Source organism: Paenibacillus oleatilyticus (genome assembly GCF_018998565.1).
Classification (GTDB): Bacteria; Bacillota; Bacilli; order Paenibacillales; family NBRC-103111; genus Paenibacillus_G; species Paenibacillus_G oleatilyticus.
Genome location: NZ_JAHNZO010000018.1, coordinates 98,022 through 115,695 on the forward strand (window position 1 = coordinate 98,022; position 17,674 = coordinate 115,695).

13 protein-coding genes are annotated in these 17,674 nt (G+C 52.5%); all 13 read right to left on the minus strand.

Going from position 1 to position 17,674, the window contains the following annotated elements:
• Positions 1–2: 2 nt before the first annotated feature.
• The 13 genes from KQX66_RS22175 to KQX66_RS22230 all read right to left on the minus strand — a co-directional run bounded on the left by KQX66_RS22175 (position 3) and on the right by KQX66_RS22230 (position 17,605).
• Complete coding sequence (locus KQX66_RS22175) at positions 3–1,022, minus strand: LacI family DNA-binding transcriptional regulator (protein ID WP_216794987.1); 1,020 nt, start codon at positions 1,020–1,022, stop codon at positions 3–5.
• 111 nt (positions 1,023–1,133) lie between these two features.
• Complete coding sequence (pgmB, locus tag KQX66_RS22180; RefSeq protein WP_216794988.1) at positions 1,134–1,799, minus strand: beta-phosphoglucomutase; 666 nt, start codon at positions 1,797–1,799, stop codon at positions 1,134–1,136.
• Positions 1,800–1,841: 42 nt separating this feature from the next.
• Positions 1,842–4,118: a glycoside hydrolase family 65 protein gene (locus KQX66_RS22185; RefSeq protein WP_216794989.1), complete on the minus strand. Its 2,277-nt coding sequence runs from the start codon at positions 4,116–4,118 to the stop codon at positions 1,842–1,844.
• Positions 4,119–4,501: 383 nt separating this feature from the next.
• On the minus strand, positions 4,502–5,686 hold the full coding sequence (locus KQX66_RS22190) for an aminotransferase class I/II-fold pyridoxal phosphate-dependent enzyme (RefSeq protein WP_216794990.1): 1,185 nt from the start codon (positions 5,684–5,686) through the stop codon (positions 4,502–4,504).
• Complete coding sequence (locus KQX66_RS22195; RefSeq protein WP_216794991.1) at positions 5,679–6,617, minus strand: D-alanine--D-alanine ligase; 939 nt, start codon at positions 6,615–6,617, stop codon at positions 5,679–5,681. The genes KQX66_RS22190 and KQX66_RS22195 overlap by 8 nt, the downstream gene beginning before the upstream one ends.
• A 33-nt stretch (positions 6,618–6,650) precedes the next feature.
• On the minus strand, positions 6,651–8,141 hold the full coding sequence (locus tag KQX66_RS22200) for an aminotransferase-like domain-containing protein (protein ID WP_216794992.1): 1,491 nt from the start codon (positions 8,139–8,141) through the stop codon (positions 6,651–6,653).
• Positions 8,142–8,260: 119 nt separating this feature from the next.
• Complete coding sequence (locus KQX66_RS22205) at positions 8,261–10,222, minus strand: hypothetical protein (RefSeq protein ID WP_216794993.1); 1,962 nt, start codon at positions 10,220–10,222, stop codon at positions 8,261–8,263.
• 196 nt (positions 10,223–10,418) lie between these two features.
• Positions 10,419–10,778, minus strand: coding sequence for a GIY-YIG nuclease family protein (locus KQX66_RS22210; RefSeq protein ID WP_054974004.1), 360 nt, complete (start codon positions 10,776–10,778; stop codon positions 10,419–10,421).
• A 29-nt stretch (positions 10,779–10,807) separates the two neighbouring features.
• Positions 10,808–11,884 carry a vWA domain-containing protein gene (locus tag KQX66_RS37485; RefSeq protein WP_253957348.1) on the minus strand — a complete coding sequence of 359 codons (1,077 nt, stop codon included), beginning with the start codon at positions 11,882–11,884 and terminating at the stop codon, positions 10,808–10,810.
• Between the two features lie 35 nt (positions 11,885–11,919).
• Entirely contained in the window at positions 11,920–13,029 is a 1,110-nt protein-coding gene (locus tag KQX66_RS37490; RefSeq protein WP_253957349.1) for an AAA family ATPase, read from the minus strand.
• Positions 13,030–13,054: 25 nt separating this feature from the next.
• Entirely contained in the window at positions 13,055–13,534 is a 480-nt protein-coding gene (locus tag KQX66_RS22220; protein WP_216794994.1) for a DUF6530 family protein, read from the minus strand.
• 208 nt (positions 13,535–13,742) lie between these two features.
• Positions 13,743–15,125 (minus strand): extracellular solute-binding protein, encoded by a 1,383-nt coding sequence (locus KQX66_RS22225; protein ID WP_216794995.1) that lies wholly within the window; start codon positions 15,123–15,125, stop codon positions 13,743–13,745.
• A gap of 164 nt (positions 15,126–15,289) precedes the next feature.
• Positions 15,290–17,605 (minus strand): putative phage tail protein, encoded by a 2,316-nt coding sequence (locus KQX66_RS22230; protein ID WP_216794996.1) that lies wholly within the window; start codon positions 17,603–17,605, stop codon positions 15,290–15,292.
• Positions 17,606–17,674 lie beyond the last annotated feature (69 nt).

Here is a 17,674-nt window from a genome sequence, read left to right on the forward strand (position 1 = left end):
TTTTAGAAAATTTCGCCGTTTGCATTTTTTACCGTATCGCGGGCGACGATTTGATGCGGAAGATACGTTCTAAGTGTGGCCGGACCCGCTCCGTCCAGCACTTCCTGAAGCGTTCGCACGGCCTTGTAGCCAATCTCGTAAATCGGCTGGGCGACGGTCGTCAACCGCGGCAGCGACATGCTGGCGATTCTCGTGTTGTCCAGCCCTAGGACGGACACCTCGTCGGGCACCCGGATACCGCTGCGATAAAGAAAATAAATCGCCCCCAGCGCCATCTCGTCACTTGCCGCGAACACGGCGGTCAGCTCCGGATTTTTGGTCCACAGTCTCTCCATCGCTGCATAGCCGTCGTCATAACGGTAATTCCCGAACTCTACACACCGGGTGGAATCGAAGTCAAGCTCGTTTGTTCTCATCGCCCGCATGAAGCCCTGCAGACGGGACATTCCAGCGATCGGGTCCAAGTGCGGTCCGCTAATCATGGCGATCCGCCGGTGCCCGCAATCGATCAAATATTGCGCCGCATCGAAGCCGGCCTGCTCGTCGTCGATTTTGACCGAAGGAATGGCGTATTCCAGACTTTGCGTGGAAGCCAGCACGACCGGCAAGCCGAGCTGATTGAAGATGTCGTAATAATCGGGATAGACCGGCTCACTGGTGAACACGAAGCCGTCGATCTGCTTTTCCTTCATGCTCCGGAGCGCCGAGATCATCCGCTGCTTGTCCTTATCGGTGTTGCAGATGATAATGTTATGCCCGAATTCCTGCGCCGCATCCTCCATGCCGCGGAACATTTCGGCGTAATAATAATTGGAAATATCAGGAATTAAAATCCCCAATGTTTTCGTCTTCTTATGGATCAGGCCTCTTGCCAAAGCATTGGGGTGATATTTCAATTGTTCGATCGCGCGGAGAACCCGTTCCCTTTTGTCCTTCGAGACTTTGTCCGGCGCATTCAACACCCGCGAAATGGTGCTTATGGACACGCCCGCCAGTTTTGCAACATCTTTTATCGTAGCCATAATATACTACTCTCCCGATTCAGGGGAATGAGCATGAAAAGGTTTTCATACCTGTTTCATTGTAAATGATTTGGCATTCGTCGTCAAATCGCCCGAAAGGTGACTATCCGTTTAGCGAACCAGCGGCAAGATGGCTTCCAAGGAAAGCTCGGCCGTGCTTTCGTACACCAGGTCGGCATGGGCGAACAGCTCCTTCGCGCCGATTGCCACCGCGAACATGCCCGCTCCTTTAATCGCTTCTACTCCTGCTGCCGCGTCTTCGACGCCAATGCAAGCGCCGGGCTCCACTTCCAGCAAATGAGCGGCTTTTAAAAAGATTTCGGGGTCCGGCTTGCCGCGCAGCACCGTCTTGGCATCTACAATCGCGTGAAACTTGTCTTTGAGACCGAGCGATTCCAGAACCGCAAACGCGTTTTTGCTGGCGGACGCCAGTCCGATCTTGAGCCCTTGGGCCTCAATCTCGGCAATAAATTCGTTGATGCCCGGCAATACGTCCGCAGGACTAATATTTTGAATCAAGGTCAAATAATGCTCGTTCTTTTTGTCCGCCAGCGCGTTTTTTTGTTCCTCGGTATAATCGTGCGCTTTGCCGCCGAGCACGAGAATTTTTTCCAGCGATTCCATCCGGGAGATCCCTTTCAGCTCCTCGTTGAATTCGCGCGTAAACGGGATGGACAGCTCCCCGGCCAGCGCCTTCCATGCCTCGTAATGGTATTCGGCCGTATCCGTAATGACGCCGTCAAGATCGAAAATAACCGCTTGCACCGGTGTGTTCATGTTCTGCTTCCCCTTTCCATAAATCAAGCTTGGGCCGCTCGGTTAGTTTGCTTTCAAGGCCTGCTCCAACGGCCGATTGTGCTGCAGCGTCACGTCGTCCCCGTACAGCTTGAGCGTCAGCGCTTCGCCTGCTTCCAGCGTAAGCCGGATGCTTTGACGGTCGACATCCACGGCCAGCTTGCGTCCGCGGTATTGAAGCCGGAACGAGTACCGGTCCCACTGCCCCGGAATTGCAGGAGCCAGCGATAGCCCGCTCTCTTTCAAGCGCAAGCCGGCAAAGCCGTAAACGATCGACATCCAGGTGCCGCCCATGTTCGCCATATGCAGGCCGTCCTTGGTATTGCCATGCGTGTTATCGAGATCCAGACGAGCCGTTTCGATAAAATAATCGTAAGCTTTGGCATCGTATCCCAGCTTGGAGGCCATAATACTGAAAATGCAGGAAGACAGCGACGAATCATGGGTCGTGATCTTCTCGTAATAGGTATAAGAGTTGCGGATCGTCTCCAGCTCCTGCTCGTCCTCCAACAGGAAATGCGCGAGCACCGTATCCGCTTGCTTGCACACCTGGTAACGGTAGAGCGTCAAAGGATGGTAATGCAGCAGCAGCGGGTATTTCTCTTCCGGCGTGTTTTCAAAATCCCAAACCGCTTTTTGCAGGAACGTATCGTCCTGGGGGTTAATGTTCAGCGCCGGATCGTACGGCAGGTATATACATTCCGCCGCCTGTTGCCATGCCTCCGCCTCCTGCTTCGTCACATTCAGCCGCGCGCACAACCGGTCTAATGTTGCCGGGGCAATTTCGGCCAGCAGTCCGTATGCCTTGGCCGCCCACTTCAGATTATGCTTGGCCATGACGTTGGTATAGTAGTTGTTGTTAACAACGCACGTATATTCGTCGGGACCGGTCACATTGTCGATCCGGAACTCGCCGTTCAAATAATGGCCCATATCCAGCCACAGACGCGCCGTTTCGAACAGCAATTCGGCACCATACGTCTTCATGAATTCGTCGTCTTGGGTGCCGAGATAATACTGGATGTAGCTGTAGGCGATATCCCCGCTAATATGATACTGGGCCGTGCCCGACGGGAAGAACGACGAGCATTCCGTCCCGGAAATCGTGCGCCATGGGAACAAGGCTCCTTGCTTATGCCCCATTTCTTTGGCCCGGGCCCGGGCCTGATCCAAGGTCGAATAACGGTAAATCAGCAGTTGGCGGGCAATTTCCGGCTTCGTCATCAGAAAGACCGGGAACATGTAAATTTCCGTATCCCAGAAATAATGGCCTTCGTAACCTTCCCCGGACAAGCCCTTGGCCGAAATATTGCTGTATTCGTCCCGGCCGACCGACTGGAGCAGATGATAGAGGTTGAAGCGGATGCCTTCCTGCAGGCTGCCGTCTCCTTCGATATGGATGTCGGCGTTTGCCCAAAAGTCGTCGAGGTACGTTTTTTGGGCATCCAGCAGATCTTCAAACGTCAGCCCGCCGAGCTGTTCATGTATGCCGATGGCTTGTTCAACGAGATTGTCCCGGTGGCGCAAAGTATCCGTATATACATTCCATTTCGTCACCCGAACCGGTTCGGTCAAATGGAATGTCAGCACGGTTTCGCCGTTTGCGCTCCTGACTTCGGCCGCGCCGGATGCCGAATGACGGCTGACGCAAGCCGTTTTCAAGCCGGAAGCCAGGGTGCGGTCCACTGCGTAGACGTAGCCTTGCTTTTCTCCAGCTTCCTCCACTTGCAGACGTTTGGAATGGCCGGAGGCGACCCGGGGATCGTTCGGATCGGCGAAGTTGGACACGTCTCCGTTGACGGTCGACACCACTTTGACCCGTCCGGTGAAATTGACCGGCTCGATCCGAAGATCGATCGCAAACAATTCTCTCACGGTCATGGAAACGACGCGCCGGAAGTGGAGCTTCACTTCTTTGCCGCCCGGAGAACGCCAGTGCACCGTTCTTTCGGAATAGCCGCGGTCAAGGTGAAGCCGCCGCTCGTAAGCAACCGCTTCCCCGGCAAATACAGAGAACTCTTCTTCGTCGTCGCTCAAATAGATCTTGATCGTTTGCGCGTCGATGATATTGAGCAGCTTCTGCTGGGTCCCCGGGAAGGCGTAAAGCTTTTCTCCGTAAGGGATTTCGATCACATCATGAAACGCGTTCTGATACGTGCCCCGAATCGAGACCATCTCCGGGCGGTAGCCTTCTTCAAAGTTGCCGCGAACGCCAAGATACCCGTTGCCTAAAGAAAATAAGCTTTCCAGATTCAGCAAAGCTTTCGGAGTCAATTCATTGTTCGTCAATGTCCATGTCACCGCTTATCACTCCCGGAACGTAAAATTAGTATTTGAAAAGCTTTTCAAATTCAACCAAAGCATGTCATCAAGCCTATCGAATCCTTCCACTCTATTATTAGTGAGATTGCAGGTAGTTGTAAAGTGGTTTTTTTCGCGGGTTTTACTTTGATTTTTGCCGTTGGACCGTGTTAGCTTAACACTATCGAGAGAAGCCACGGATTTCCCGTTTTTCGAGGCGAAATGAATGAAAAGCTTTTCAAATCTACGCCCACATTTCCAACCGATCGACAACTACCCGCGTATTGTCATCATGGTACTCATTGGATGGAGGCACATGTTCATAATGAACAAATAGAGCTTCAAAGTTGAAGCTCTCTCCAGTTCCATGTGCTGAATTATCATCAAACCGGCTGCATCACCTGCATAAACCTTCCCATCCGTTCCAGCGCCTTCTCCAAATCGACGAGCGAGGTTGCATAGGAACAGCGAATAAAACCCTCTCCTCCTGATCCAAATACATGTCCCGGTACAACCGCCACCTTCGCTTCCTCCAGCAGCCGAAGAGCGAACCGCTCGGATGACATGCCGGTAGAAGCCATGGAAGGGAAAGCATAGAAAGCCCCCTCAGGCTCGTGACAGACCAGCCCGATTGCATTCAAGCCGGCCACAAACAGCTTGCGGCGTTCATTGTAGCTCGCCATCATCTCATCCTTGGCAGCCAAGCCATGACGCAAGGATTCAAGCGCGGCAATCTGTGCAATGGTGGGAGCACACATGGCCGTGTACTGGTGAATTTTCAGCATGCCGGCAATCAGCTCACGCGGTCCGCACGCATAGCCTATCCGCCAGCCTGTCATCGCGAACGCTTTGGAAAAGCCGCTGATGACAATCGTACGCTCCTTCATGCCTGGCAAGGAGGCGATACTGACATGCCTCCTCCCATAAGTTAGTTCGGCATAGACTTCATCCGAAATGACAACCAGATTATGTTTCATAACGAGCTCTGCGATCGGCAGCCAATCCTGCTCTGTCATAACTGTTCCGGTCGGATTACACGGATAATTGATCATCAAAACCTTTGAATGAGGCGTAATTGCCGCTTGCAGCGCTTGCGGGGTAAGCTTGAACTGTTCCTCTGCCGCAGCCGCCACCTCCACGATTTTACCGCCATGCAGATGGGTAATCGGTTCATAGGCAATGTAGCTTGGCGCCGGAATCAGCACCTCGTCACCTGGATCGATCACTGCCCGCAGCGCCAGGTCGACGGCTTCACTGCTCCCTACTGTCACGATGATTTCCTGCTCGGGGTCGTAGGAAAGCGCGAAGCTGTTGGCAAAATAAGCCGAGAGCTCCTCCCGCAGCTCCATCAGGCCGGCATTCGAAGTATATTTCGTCTGCCCTTCACGCAATGCCTGAATGCAAGCTTCACGTACCTTTTCCGGGGTAACGAAATCTGGCTCTCCGACTCCAAGGGCGATTGTATCTCCGCCTGCCGCATTCAGATCAAAAAAAGCGCGTATGCCCGATGGCCGAATATCCCGTACACGCGAGGATAAAAACCGCCCTGTACCCTCTTTACTAAGCATGCCGCACCATCCCCCATTCCAGTTCCCGCTCATGAAGCGAGCTGGCAATAATACGGTCCAGCAGTTGGGTAAAGGTTACACCCGCAGCCGCCGCACTCTTCGGAAGCAGGCTGCCCGCGGTCATTCCCGGTAAAGTGTTCACTTCCAGCACGTAAGGCGTATCCTGACACAAAATCATATCGACCCTTGCATAAACCTTGCATTGCAGCAGCCGGTAGCTGGTCAGCGCCGCCTCGCGCACACGCTGCTCAATAACGGGAAGAAGCTGGATCACCTTTTCCTCAGCGCCGCCGGCCTCATATTTCGCTTTGTAGTCGAACCACTCCGAATGCGCGGAGCGAATACCGATTATCGGCCATACCTCGCCATCCACGATCGGGCAGGTGAGCTCCGTCCCTTGAATATAGGGCTCAATCAAGATCGCTTGATCCAAGCTGCAAGCCTCCTGAACAGCCGGCAGCAGCTCCTTCTCATTATGAACAAGCTGGATGCCGATGCTGGATCCCCCCGTATTCGGCTTCACAATAACCGGATAGCCCAGCCGCTCCACCGCCTGCGGATCATAATCGTCCATCCCCTGCCAGCAAAGGCCTGCAGGCGTATGCACACCCGCTGCCTTCAGCAGCATCTTGGTCAGGTGCTTATTCATGCATAGACTGCTAGCCAGGACACCGCTGCCTGTATATGGAATGCCCAGCGTCTCCAGCGCTCCCTGCACCGTACCGTCCTCGCCATATTGGCCATGCAGCGCCAGCAGCGCGAGATCGATGCCTGCCTGCTGAACCTGTGCGATTAAATCCGCTCGCTGATCGATCACAATGGGAACCACCTCATAGCGGCTGCGATCCAAATGATGGATCATCTCCTGACCTGTCAGCAGAGAAACCTCACGCTCAGAGGAAATACCGCCCATAATAACGCCAATTTTCATCATGACACCTCATTTTAGCTCTTTTCTTCATCGTTATATCTCAAGAAAGCTGCGCGCCTGTTTGCCGATGATTTGAATTCCCCGCTCGATATTTTCATCCGTTACCTGTGAAAACCCAAGCCGCAATGTATTCGTCCCTTCGCCTTCATGAATAAAAAACTTGTCTCCCGGTGTAAAAATAACGCCCTGTTCCGTGCAGGCTTCCAGCAGCCGGCGTGTATTTACGCCTGTCGGGAAGGTGAGGAACAAATGCAAGCCCCCGTCGCCGGACAGCTGCGCCTCAGGAAGATGCGCTTCACAGCATGCCTTTGTCAGCTCATATTTGCGTTTATACTCCGTACGTGCTTTTTTTACATACTTATCGAAATTTCCGTTCAGCAAATATTGGTATAAAATCGATTGATCGATGGTTGAGGTATGAATGGTGCGTGCACGCTTAATGCTTTCCAGTGTACCGATCAGCGCCCGGTCTCCGAGCACCCAGCCGACTCGCAAGCCAGGGAACAGCACTTTGGAGAAGCTGCCAATATAGATGACTCCGTTCCCTTGCCCTGCTGTCGCTATTAACGGCGCAACATGTGCTCCCGAGTAACGCAGCTCCTCATTGAATCCATCCTCGATTACCGGGATCTGATAGCGCATCATTAGTTTCATAACGGCGCTGCGCTTGGCTGGCGACATGACGATGCCTGTCGGATTGTGATAAGAAGGAGTCAAATAGGCCAGATCGAAGCGGTTTGGCTGCTTCTGCAACACCGCCTCCAGCCGCTCCACATCCATTCCGTCACGCTCCATCGGAATGCCGGTAATCTCAAATCCTTGCAGCTTCAAATTTTTGATCGCCGTATGATGGGTCGGATTTTCGCAAATGGCCGCTCCGCGGCGCGCAGAAGGGCGCAATGCCGATAGTACAATGTCAAAGCCTTCTGTAAACCCGCCTGTAATCAGCATATCCTTGCCGCTTATATCGACGCCCTTGTTCTCCATATAATGCATCAGGTAATCGATCAGCGGCTTATAGCCCTTGGCATAGCCGTAGTTGAGCAGCACCTGCCCTTCGATGGCCATCCGGTCCATAAAGGCTCGCCTGACATCCCCCAGATCAAACAGCTGCTCATCCGGAGCGATGCTTGTGAACGAGATGGCTCCTTTTTTGCCGCGAATGCCCTGCTTCATCCTATCCAGCTCTACAGCCGATACAGCATACTCGTTCATTCTTGCTTTCCAGTCGATCTGCCAGGCGGCGGAGCCGTCAGCTCCTCCGTGGTCTGCAGCCGACTGGCCCACCATGGCGGCCACATAGCTGCCCTTGCCGGGAATCGCATACGTAAACCCGTCATCCTCCAGACCTTCGTAGGCGGCAATGACGGTATTGCGGCTCACCTTAAGCAGACCGCTCATTTCTCGTGTGGAGGGCAGCTTCTGATCCCCTTGAAGCGACCCTTTTATAATTAAACGTTTGACGTATTCTTTTACTTGTATCGCGACCGGACGGTCACCGACGAGCTTGAAATCCTGGAACATCCTTCATCGCCCCCATCTCTAATGATGGCATGGAAAACGAGAGAAAAAAAGAACCACCGCACTGGATTTTTCATCCTTCGGTGGTTCTTCCCGTAATATTTGCCATCCAGGCTGGCCATTCATGTCTGCTTCCGTCTAATTAACTCCCGATTTTCCCACAGAAGCATGCGCAAATTAGATTTAGATCCTTGAATAACAAAATGCGGAATTTGTTTTTGCTTTGCAATTTCAACGCAGCTCCAGGTAGCTCGATGCGATGTGGCGGTCAGTAGAAAAAATAAGGCATCGGCTTTGCTTAAATCCGCGTGAATTCGCTCCGGGGCATCACCGCTATCATGGATGAGGCTTGCGCCCGTCTCCGCCACAACCCCCTCGAACCATTTCCGCAAACCGCCGACAATGACAATTTTACAGTTTTCCAAGAATGGAACGGGCTTCGGTTTCTCGGCTTGCCTCCGGAGTAAAGATGGCTTATACGCTTTAAATTCTTGCTCGGCCACAGACTGTTTTGTTTTCCGGTACAATCGGGATAATCGGGCAAACCGCCCTTCGTCAGCCACATTGAATAGACATGGATCTCCGTCGTTAGGCTGTTGGATTTCAATGTCCCGTCGGTGCAATGGATATCGATTTTGTGCATTGTTAATGTCTACACAGTACCAGGTGAAATAATCCCCGAGCTCGACATATCCATCGAATTGGCGGATCGGAGCATAAGTATCGTCTCCTTGAAGCAAGAGCTCAATTTCATAGAGTGTCATGCCGTTTTGTTGCTTGCCTGGCGAGCATTGGACTTCGGCTTCATGCTCAAGTCCGTGTTGATGGACCATCGATTCCGTAACGTTAAACGATTTTCCATCCTCTAGTACGACGTACCCGCCATGATCCCTTCGATAGAACGTACCGACACAAGATTGCCGGCTCGCCTCGGGTTCGCTTGGAACCGGTTCAAACGAAGGATCGCTTACCTGTACAGGATCTTGCGGTTGCGCCTGCCCGGTTTCTTGCCGAAACTGCTCCAAAAGATCGGTCAAGTCAAAAATTTTCCTTATCTGCGTCCGAAGAACAGACGCGTTCTCCGGATTGGCTCGTCGAAGCTCGTAATAAAGCTTGTCCGACTCCGGCAGCAAGGATTTTAAAAGAAGCGCGATAAGCTCTTGTGTGTTCCCCTGCCCCTTCCGCTCATGCCGTTGTTTCCATTGTTCCAATTCATGCTCCGCTTTTACCGCATTGGCTTTCATTTCCTGGACTTTCAACTCAGCTTTTTTCACCAGATCTTGCAATTCGTTTTTTTCCTTATTCAGACGATGCAGCCGTGCTTCCAGCTGATTCCGGTAGGCTTCCGCTTCCTCCTTTTGCTTCTGCGCTTCTTCTTTCAAAATCAGCAGCTCCGCCGCTAATTGCTGCTTTTCTCTTTCGATTTGCTCCAGCTTTTTCGATTGAGCTCCAAGCTCCTTGCGCAACTGCTCGGCTTCCTTTTCCCTGGTCTGGCGTAAGGCAAACTCATTCTTCAGCTTTTGCTCAATAACAGAATACTTTTCGTCGTTGGAACGGTCATCTTGCGGGCTCTTCGCTTCCGGAGCCTTCTCTTTTATGCCTTCTTCAAACTCTCTTATGGCCTCTTCCCAAGATGTTCTTCCTGTCGCGCGGCCAGGATGAAACCGAAGAGCCCAATAAACATGCCATCGCCCAAATTTTAAGATATTATCCTCTTTCGTAGCCAGAAATGTTTCCAGAGAGCCAGAAGATTCGTTTTTCAACAAATCGAACACGGTGAATATGATAACCCAACAAAGTCGTTCTCGATCGGAAGTGAGGTAATGTTTTTGCAGCTGGAAGAGTAATTTTTGAAAGAGTGCATCGGGAAATTTCTTATACCTGGAGAAAACGATGGGGAAATTTAAGAAATGGGCTATGGCTCGTTTTTGCTGAACGGATAGTTCCTTCATTAAAAATCTGAACTTATCGATCGGGAAAGGGATACTTATCTCTTCTTGTATCGCTTGCATAAAAGTTGGCTTTTGTTCCTCATATCCCTCGGTTAAGGAGCTAATTTGACGGACTTCGGCCTTTTCGCTCATGAACATCCTCCTATTTCATGATTAAAACACCATAATTTAGGATTCGATGCTCAATTCCTAATTCCTCCAATTTATACAGAAATACTTAGGACCCAGTTAAAATTCCCTGCATTCCCGGGCTCCCCGCAAAGCGCCCGGATTTCCCTTCCTTGATTCAACCTTGCTTTGCGGGGCGGTGCAGCGACCGGAAGCGGATTCACTGTCTTGGCGGCTTGTTATATCCTCTGTCCCCGTAGGGCTGCAATTTCTCCAGCCACGGTTTTTCCATCATTTTGAGCTCCCACTTCATATCCGTCACATCGTCCGTTTTCTGCTCCTCCAATACCTCATAGGTGAAGGCTTCAGCCCCGAGCTCCTTCCAATCCTTTTGCAGCTCTAAATTGGCGAATCTCCCCATATCCAGCTGCATCTTGATGGTCATCCATTTGTTTTTCAAGTTCGGATAGCTGTCCACGTAAATTTTGCCGCTGACTTTGTTTGTAATTTGGATGACACCCATGTAAGTCTTAATCTGCTTAAATTCCTCCAGCAGCTCCTTGCGTTTGCTCTTATCCATTGTTTTGCTTCTCCTTCCGGGCCCGTACATCATAAATACCGGGCGATAATCCGAACCAGCTTGGCCGGAAATTCATGTAGATTGGTAATATCCAGGAATCGCTCATTCCCGTAGATTTGACTGATGACGTCTTTGTCTTGACCGATCGCGGCGGCAAGAAATGTAAGGCCTTTCCGCTCGTATTCGGCGATTGTCTGCTGCATGTCTTGAATGGCATAGCTTCCGGTATAATCGTCCATCGCTTTCGGCTGCCCGTCGCTAATGCTGATTAAGAGCTTCGTCTTTTGCGGCGTAACAGCCAGCCGTTCGGCCATAATTCGTAAAGCCATCCCGTCGCGATTATTGCTTCTGGCCCGAATCCCCATCAGTCGGAAACGGTCATTCGCATCGGTTCGCTCAAAGTCGGTATAGGCATAAACCGACATTTGCTCCAGTCTGGAAGCATCCGCCGTATCGCCATAGATCAAAACGGGGATATGACACACCTGACAAAATTCATATACGGCGATCACTGCGCGTTTGGCTGCTTCCAATCTGCCAAAAGCCTTCATCGATGCCGACTCGTCCACCCTCAGACCGACCACAAGCGAAGGCGATTCCGTCGGAGGACGTTTTTTGGCAAAATACCGGAAATCCCGGTAAGCCACGCTGTCCGCTTGAAATTTGCTGCCATAGTAATGATTCTTGGCAAAGTCAAAGGAAGCCTCGTGCTCCAGCAGCGGAAGCGTCTTTCTTGCAATTTCCTGCACGATCGGCATCAGTCCCTTGCTCAGCCGGACATATTCCTGCTGATTTGCCTGATCGTAATCCGGACGATGGACGACGAGCTTTACCTTATGATGAATGGTATGGGACACCACTTCCCGAGCGTCTTGATTCAGCTTTTTGCGGAAATCGCGCTCTTGCCGCTTCGCCTCCTCTGACACGGGTTCAGGGTCGGCAGGATGATAGGCCGGGGCACTGCTCTCCCCCAAATCCGAGCTTTCCATGCCGGCGTCGTCATCGGAACCATCGGAATCATTGGCAGCATCGGACGAGCTCTCTTCGCTATCCGCGCTTTTTTTCAATGCGATCGCGTCATCGTCCGCAGGACGGTCCAGATCCAAGCCGGTACTGTCAACATCTCCCCATATCCTGATCTCTAAGGCTTCAGAATCCCGTTTTTTTTTACTTGAGTCTCAACGTCCTCCAAGCTTGCCGTCAAGCCATGGCTTGCAAGCGCATCTTCCAGCAGCTTGATTTCCTCGGAGTCGGTTGTGATCTTGTAGATGACTTTATGATAAAGGGATTGTTTGACGGAAGCCCCTCCGGCGACCGCATCCGCCCAATAGAAATACGAACGCATACCGGCCACCCCTTTAATCGCATTGGCCCGGGCGGTTTTGTCCAAAATAATAATGGTGTCTGCCAAAATGTCCAATACCCGTTCGTTTCTGTAACCGGTTTTGGCCATGGCGCGTTCCATCATCACTTCTTTCGTCGGCAGATCCATCTTTTCCGAGTGCTGAACTCTGTCGCGCAATGCCTCGTTTAACGGCCTGGCTCCAGCGTAGCTGCGGTTTGTCGTGATGACCGCGATGAAATCCGGATGTCTGCGCACGATTTCCGTAGGAAGATTGATGCTGCCATCCAGCTCTAGAGCAGAGTTCAGTGCCATTAACACCGCGGCATCCCGAATGACATTCGGCTCCTGGATTTCCAGAACGTACCCCTTCTGATAAGCCCGGACGATCTCGGAAGGGTAGAAACGATACTCTACCGCTTCGCCGTCGGTGTTTTCCGCAGCCAGCTTTAGCAGCTGCTTCATCTTATAAGCAGCCTGCTCCGGCGCTATCCCCAGAACATCGGTCAAAACCCCGGCTGCACTCTGAAAACCGTCGCTCTCGTATAACGCCTTCAACGCTGCCTGGTCCGCAGGCTCCAGCTTCTCCAGCCGTTCCGAAGAAATCACGGGCAAAATCGCGCCGATAATGTCCGATTTATCCATGTCCGCAAAGCAGGTGACCTTCGTATACGGCAGCCCGAAATTCGCCGATAACGCTTTGGCGAGCTGCGTTTTGCCCGAGCCTGCGTCGCCCTCCAACAAAATATTGGCGATTTTCATTTCCCCGCGGTGCCAGTTGCGCTTGACCTCCGCACAGATGCGCCGTTCTTCTTCGCTGGCCTTATGCGTTGACGGCTTTTGCCACACAAGCGCTTGTTCCGCATCGCTCAGTTGTCTTGCAGGAGACAACACATATTCCTGACTCATTCCTAACCACTTCCCCTAATCCAGGTTAATACCCCATATCCTTCAAAATTCTGGATAACGTGCGCAACCGCTCCCCGATCAGCTCGTCGTCATCGCTCAGCGCCTGATTGAACAGCTTGATATCTTCATTGATTCGCTCATTGTCCGTACAGATGGCCACGGTCATGGCGTCCCCCTGCAGACCGACCCGGTCGATGACCGGCTCCTGCGGATCATATAAATGCTCATACCGGTAAGCTTCGCGAAAATGCGCCATCGTCCGGCAAATCAGAATGGATAAATCGAGAACGCGATGGAGCGGCAGCTCCTCCGATTGCCGGGACCATTTTTCCCCCGTGTACCGCCATACCTTGGCCGAAATATCGATTTTCCCCCTGTCATTCCATTGGGCCAATCCCAAGGAAAGACCTTTGGCATCCGAATTGCGGGCGAATCTGCCATCAACCTGCTCATAATTTTCGGAAACAACAACCGGCTTATGCTTTAACGTAGTCGGTATTTTCATGTTATGACCTCTTTTCATTTATCGAATCACTTATTTACTAATTTACTAAATTACTAAATCTAAACTTCATTGTAGCTTGCACTTGATCGAATGTCAATCCGTTGACTAACCCTGTGCTTCAAAAAGAAAAAGAGCCGTTTCAGCTTCCCTTATTTTTGGGAAACACGGCTCTTGTTCAATACCTATCTTATTGCGTGAAATTTTCGGATTACAATAATGAAGCGACCGCCAGGCGCTCCTCGATTTGGGAGCACATTGCCTCCTCGGTTTCCAAGCCCGCCCAATACATCTTGAGCTCCTGGTTGATGACGGACAGCTCTCTTGCGCTGATCGCCAAGTCCGTAAAATATCGAAAGCCGGGAATCGTTTCACGAAATAGCGAAAACCGCGACGGAAGATACCGTTTCTCTTCCCCTAGCCACTCGGCGGCGGATTTTCTCGCAGGAAGACTGTACGTGTTCTGCCGAACGAAAAGCTGAGCTTTGTAGGCGGTCAAAAATTCCACCAGCTTGGCGGCGGCGGCTTTGACGCGCGACTGACGATTGATCGCAAGCCCGATATTCAGCAGCATCGTCATCGGCGTACCCAGATGCGGTACGGGCGCGATGTCAAAGGATACCTGCTCGCCAAGCAAATAATTCAAATAAAAATAACTGGTCATGATCATCGACGCTTTGCCCTTGGCCAGAAGCAGCTCCGATTCGCCGGTCGTCACCCCTTCGGATAGCGAGGGAATACTATGCTTCATCTCCCCGCAGTAGCGAAGCGCGTCCATCATCGGCGTACCGGCAAGCTTAAGCCGGCCGTCTTCGTGCCGCTCGAACTTTCCTCCGGTCTGCAGCAGCAAAAGAGGCCAGCGGTTCGACGAATACAGGTCGCAGTGAAAGCCAAGCCGTTCGCCCGAAATGGCAAGCCGCGACGAATAGTCGATCAGATCGTTCCACTGCCAGCTGCTATCCGGCTCAGATAAATGGGCCGCCCGAAAGTGCTCCCGGTTATAACAAAGAATGAGCGGGGAAAAAATAAACGGCTGCACGAGCTGGCGGCCATTCACTTGAAACGCGTCCGAGAGGAAGGAATACAGCTCCGGATTGCGTTCCATCGGCTCCAGCAGCCCTTCGGCTCCGTTCTCCACACATTCCTGAAAATTCATAAAGTTCATCATGACCACATCGAGGATGCCGCCGGACAAGTAATCGCTGATATATCTGTAATTGGTGCTGGATGTAGGCACGGCTTGTACCCGGATATGCGGGTTTTCCTCCTGGAAGATGGACAACAGCTGATGAATCCCCGCTTCTCCGGTGACGGAGCTGTGAAAGCCCAGCTTTACTGTGACGAAAGCTTCGTCCAGAGGACCGATGACCTTCGTACCGACGCGCGGTATTTTTTCGATCAGCCCCTCTGACACGAGAACGTCCAGCCCTTTTCGCACCGATTGATTGCTTAATTGAAATTCCGCGGCGAAAGATTTTTCGGAAGGCAAAAAGTCTCCTATCGCCCACTTTCCTGTCAATATGTCTTCCCGCAGCGCGCTGACGAATTCGCTCAGCCGCTCACGGGGCTTCTTGCGGCTTGTCCTTTCTTCCATCCTTAGACCTCATTTCCATCCGATACACGGTAAAGAACAGGAAATAGGGACAAATCCTGTATCCGCTCTATTCGTTGTTATTATAACAAGGTCCCAATATTCCATGTCAACATACGAAGGATTCACGGCATAACGATGCCGCTATACCGTGAATCCCGTCACGCTTAAGAAAGCGAAAAGTTGCCGGCGCTGTGTTTTACCGTATCGTTTTCCGCCGGCAGCGCCGTCCGGTTGACCTTCTCTTCCAGGCACGATGTCATGAAGAAGTAGCCTCCGCTTCCGAAAGCGCCATCCGCCGCTTCATACTTGCCACCCGTGAAGTGAGCGCCGACGGCCTTCAGCTTGTTCGTCCCGCCTTGGATCTGGAAATGTGCCGTGTCCGCGTCCACTGCGGCGCTCCTGCAGTTTCCGAAATTCCACGTGATGACGTTCGTCGGATCGATGCTCTTCAGGAACGCCTTCTCGCCGTTCGTTCCGCTGAATACCGCGCCGCCGTCGATTGCGATCCACTGGTCTGCTTTATTTTTCGGATTGTTGACGTCGCCGACCTTGTCCCATGCACCGGTGAACAAGAAGCAGCAATCCACAAGTCCGCCGCCCTGCATGACGATTTCACGCGCGCCGACCTTAACCGTGCCTCCTGCCTGTGGCAGTCCCTTAAACCAAGTATTGATAAGGGTCAGCTTATCGATGCTCCCCAAATTGACATCCTCGACGTTGTAAAACTCACTGTTGAGAATCGTCAAATCCCCGCTGCACGGCATATAACCGACTTGGTTCGTTCCCGAGCGGATCGGACGGGCGATTTCATAGCCCTTCAGCATGCCGAAGGAGCAGCTGTCGATCATATTTTTCCTTGTGCCCCGGGAGGAGCTTTTCGAAATCGTTACCATCTCTTGCGCCGTACAGCCTCTCATCTGCAACCCGTCCATGTTGACCCAGAACGAGCCTGAATTCGCCATTTTCACGCCGGGCTTCGTATACGTCACGACGGCATGGCAATCCTCAAGCGTCAGGTCGGTAAGCCGCTTGTGCGCGACGATCCGCGACGCGATATGCTTCTTGACGGTCACCCGCTTGGCGCTGTCGCCCCAAGTCGAGCCGCTATTCGCGAACGACAACAGGCCGGAGTTGTTGATATACGTCAGATCGTGCTCGAATTGACCGTGTGTGACGAACGGGCCGTACTCGTCGCCATCTCCGTGGCAGTTCTCAACCATGCAGTAGGCCGCGCACGTAAAATCGTTCAAGTGACGGGCATTGCTCGTGTTGCAATCCCTGACGTGGCCGTACAGCACGTTGATCTGCTGCGTCAAATAGCCGGTGCCGCCCCAATCGCGTTCTTCCGGGTTGATCAGTTGACAGCGTTCCGTCACATAATGGGTGTTGTACCTGCGCATCACGACCGGCCAGAACACTTTGGTCGCCGTGATGCCCGATGCGTCGCATTCGACCGCGAATTCGAACGCGACCGGATTCGACCCGATCTGGTCCCAAGTCGGGAACGGCCGGGTGCTCGTGCCGTTGGGCGGCACCGGGATGCCGATAAAGCTCATATTCCGCACATGGCAGCGAAAAGCCGGGCTGATCTTCCGGTAGGTTAGCAGGCGTCCCTTCGCCAGCGGCCACCCGAGCTTATAATTGAACCGGACATGGGTAGAGTCGAGAATTTCCGTTACTTTGAGAAGGTAGTCGAGCTCACGCTGCGCGTTTCCGCCCGGGTTGTTCTTGATTTGCGCATGCCACCAGCTATCTACCGCGAAAACGGACGAATCGGCGACCTCGAAAATATCCGAGTACTCCGGCAGTTCTTCGCTCAGCGTCACGGTGTGGACCATATCGGTTTTGATTCCCTGGAAAAACATAACGGCGCCAAACGGGTTGTCTACCTTGTTCAGTTCGATCCCCTCGGTCGTTACGGTATGTCCCTGAAAATCAATCTCGATATCGCTGCGGTGAAATACATGGCGCTTGACGAAATTCAAATCCGAGTATGCTTCGACCCGGCGGATCGACAGATCGTTGACCAGCGCGTCCAGCGCCCCGTCCGCATTCGTCTTCGCATCGAAAATGCCGAACCAGCGAAAATCCCCCACGCCGTCATGCACGACTTCAAAGCAACCTTGGCCTTTTGCCGGTTTGTGTACCGTGCCGCCGTTATCGGCTTTGGCGCTGCCGGCCATATAGCGAACCAGCTTGCCTCCCCCGTCGCCGCTCTTGTAGTAGCCGCCAACGAATACATGCAAGCCGTCCTTGAGCTGGCCGGGCGGAAGCGACATCAGCTCCTCCACGCTGGCGACCCATAACGTTTGACGATCCCCCTTGCCGTCGGATTGCAGACTTTCTGCCGAAGCAAACCGCGAGCCGCCGAAGGCGCTGCCGGCCAGTATCGCCCCTCCGATTCCCAAAGTTTTCAGCACTTTTCGTCTGCTGATCGCTTCGTTCGCCTTGCCGTTTGTTCCATTTTCCGAGTAGAACATCGTTCAACAGCTCCTTTTCGCCGGGTATCCGTTTTCCGATTTGAACTTGATCGTCGTGCTCTTCGATGC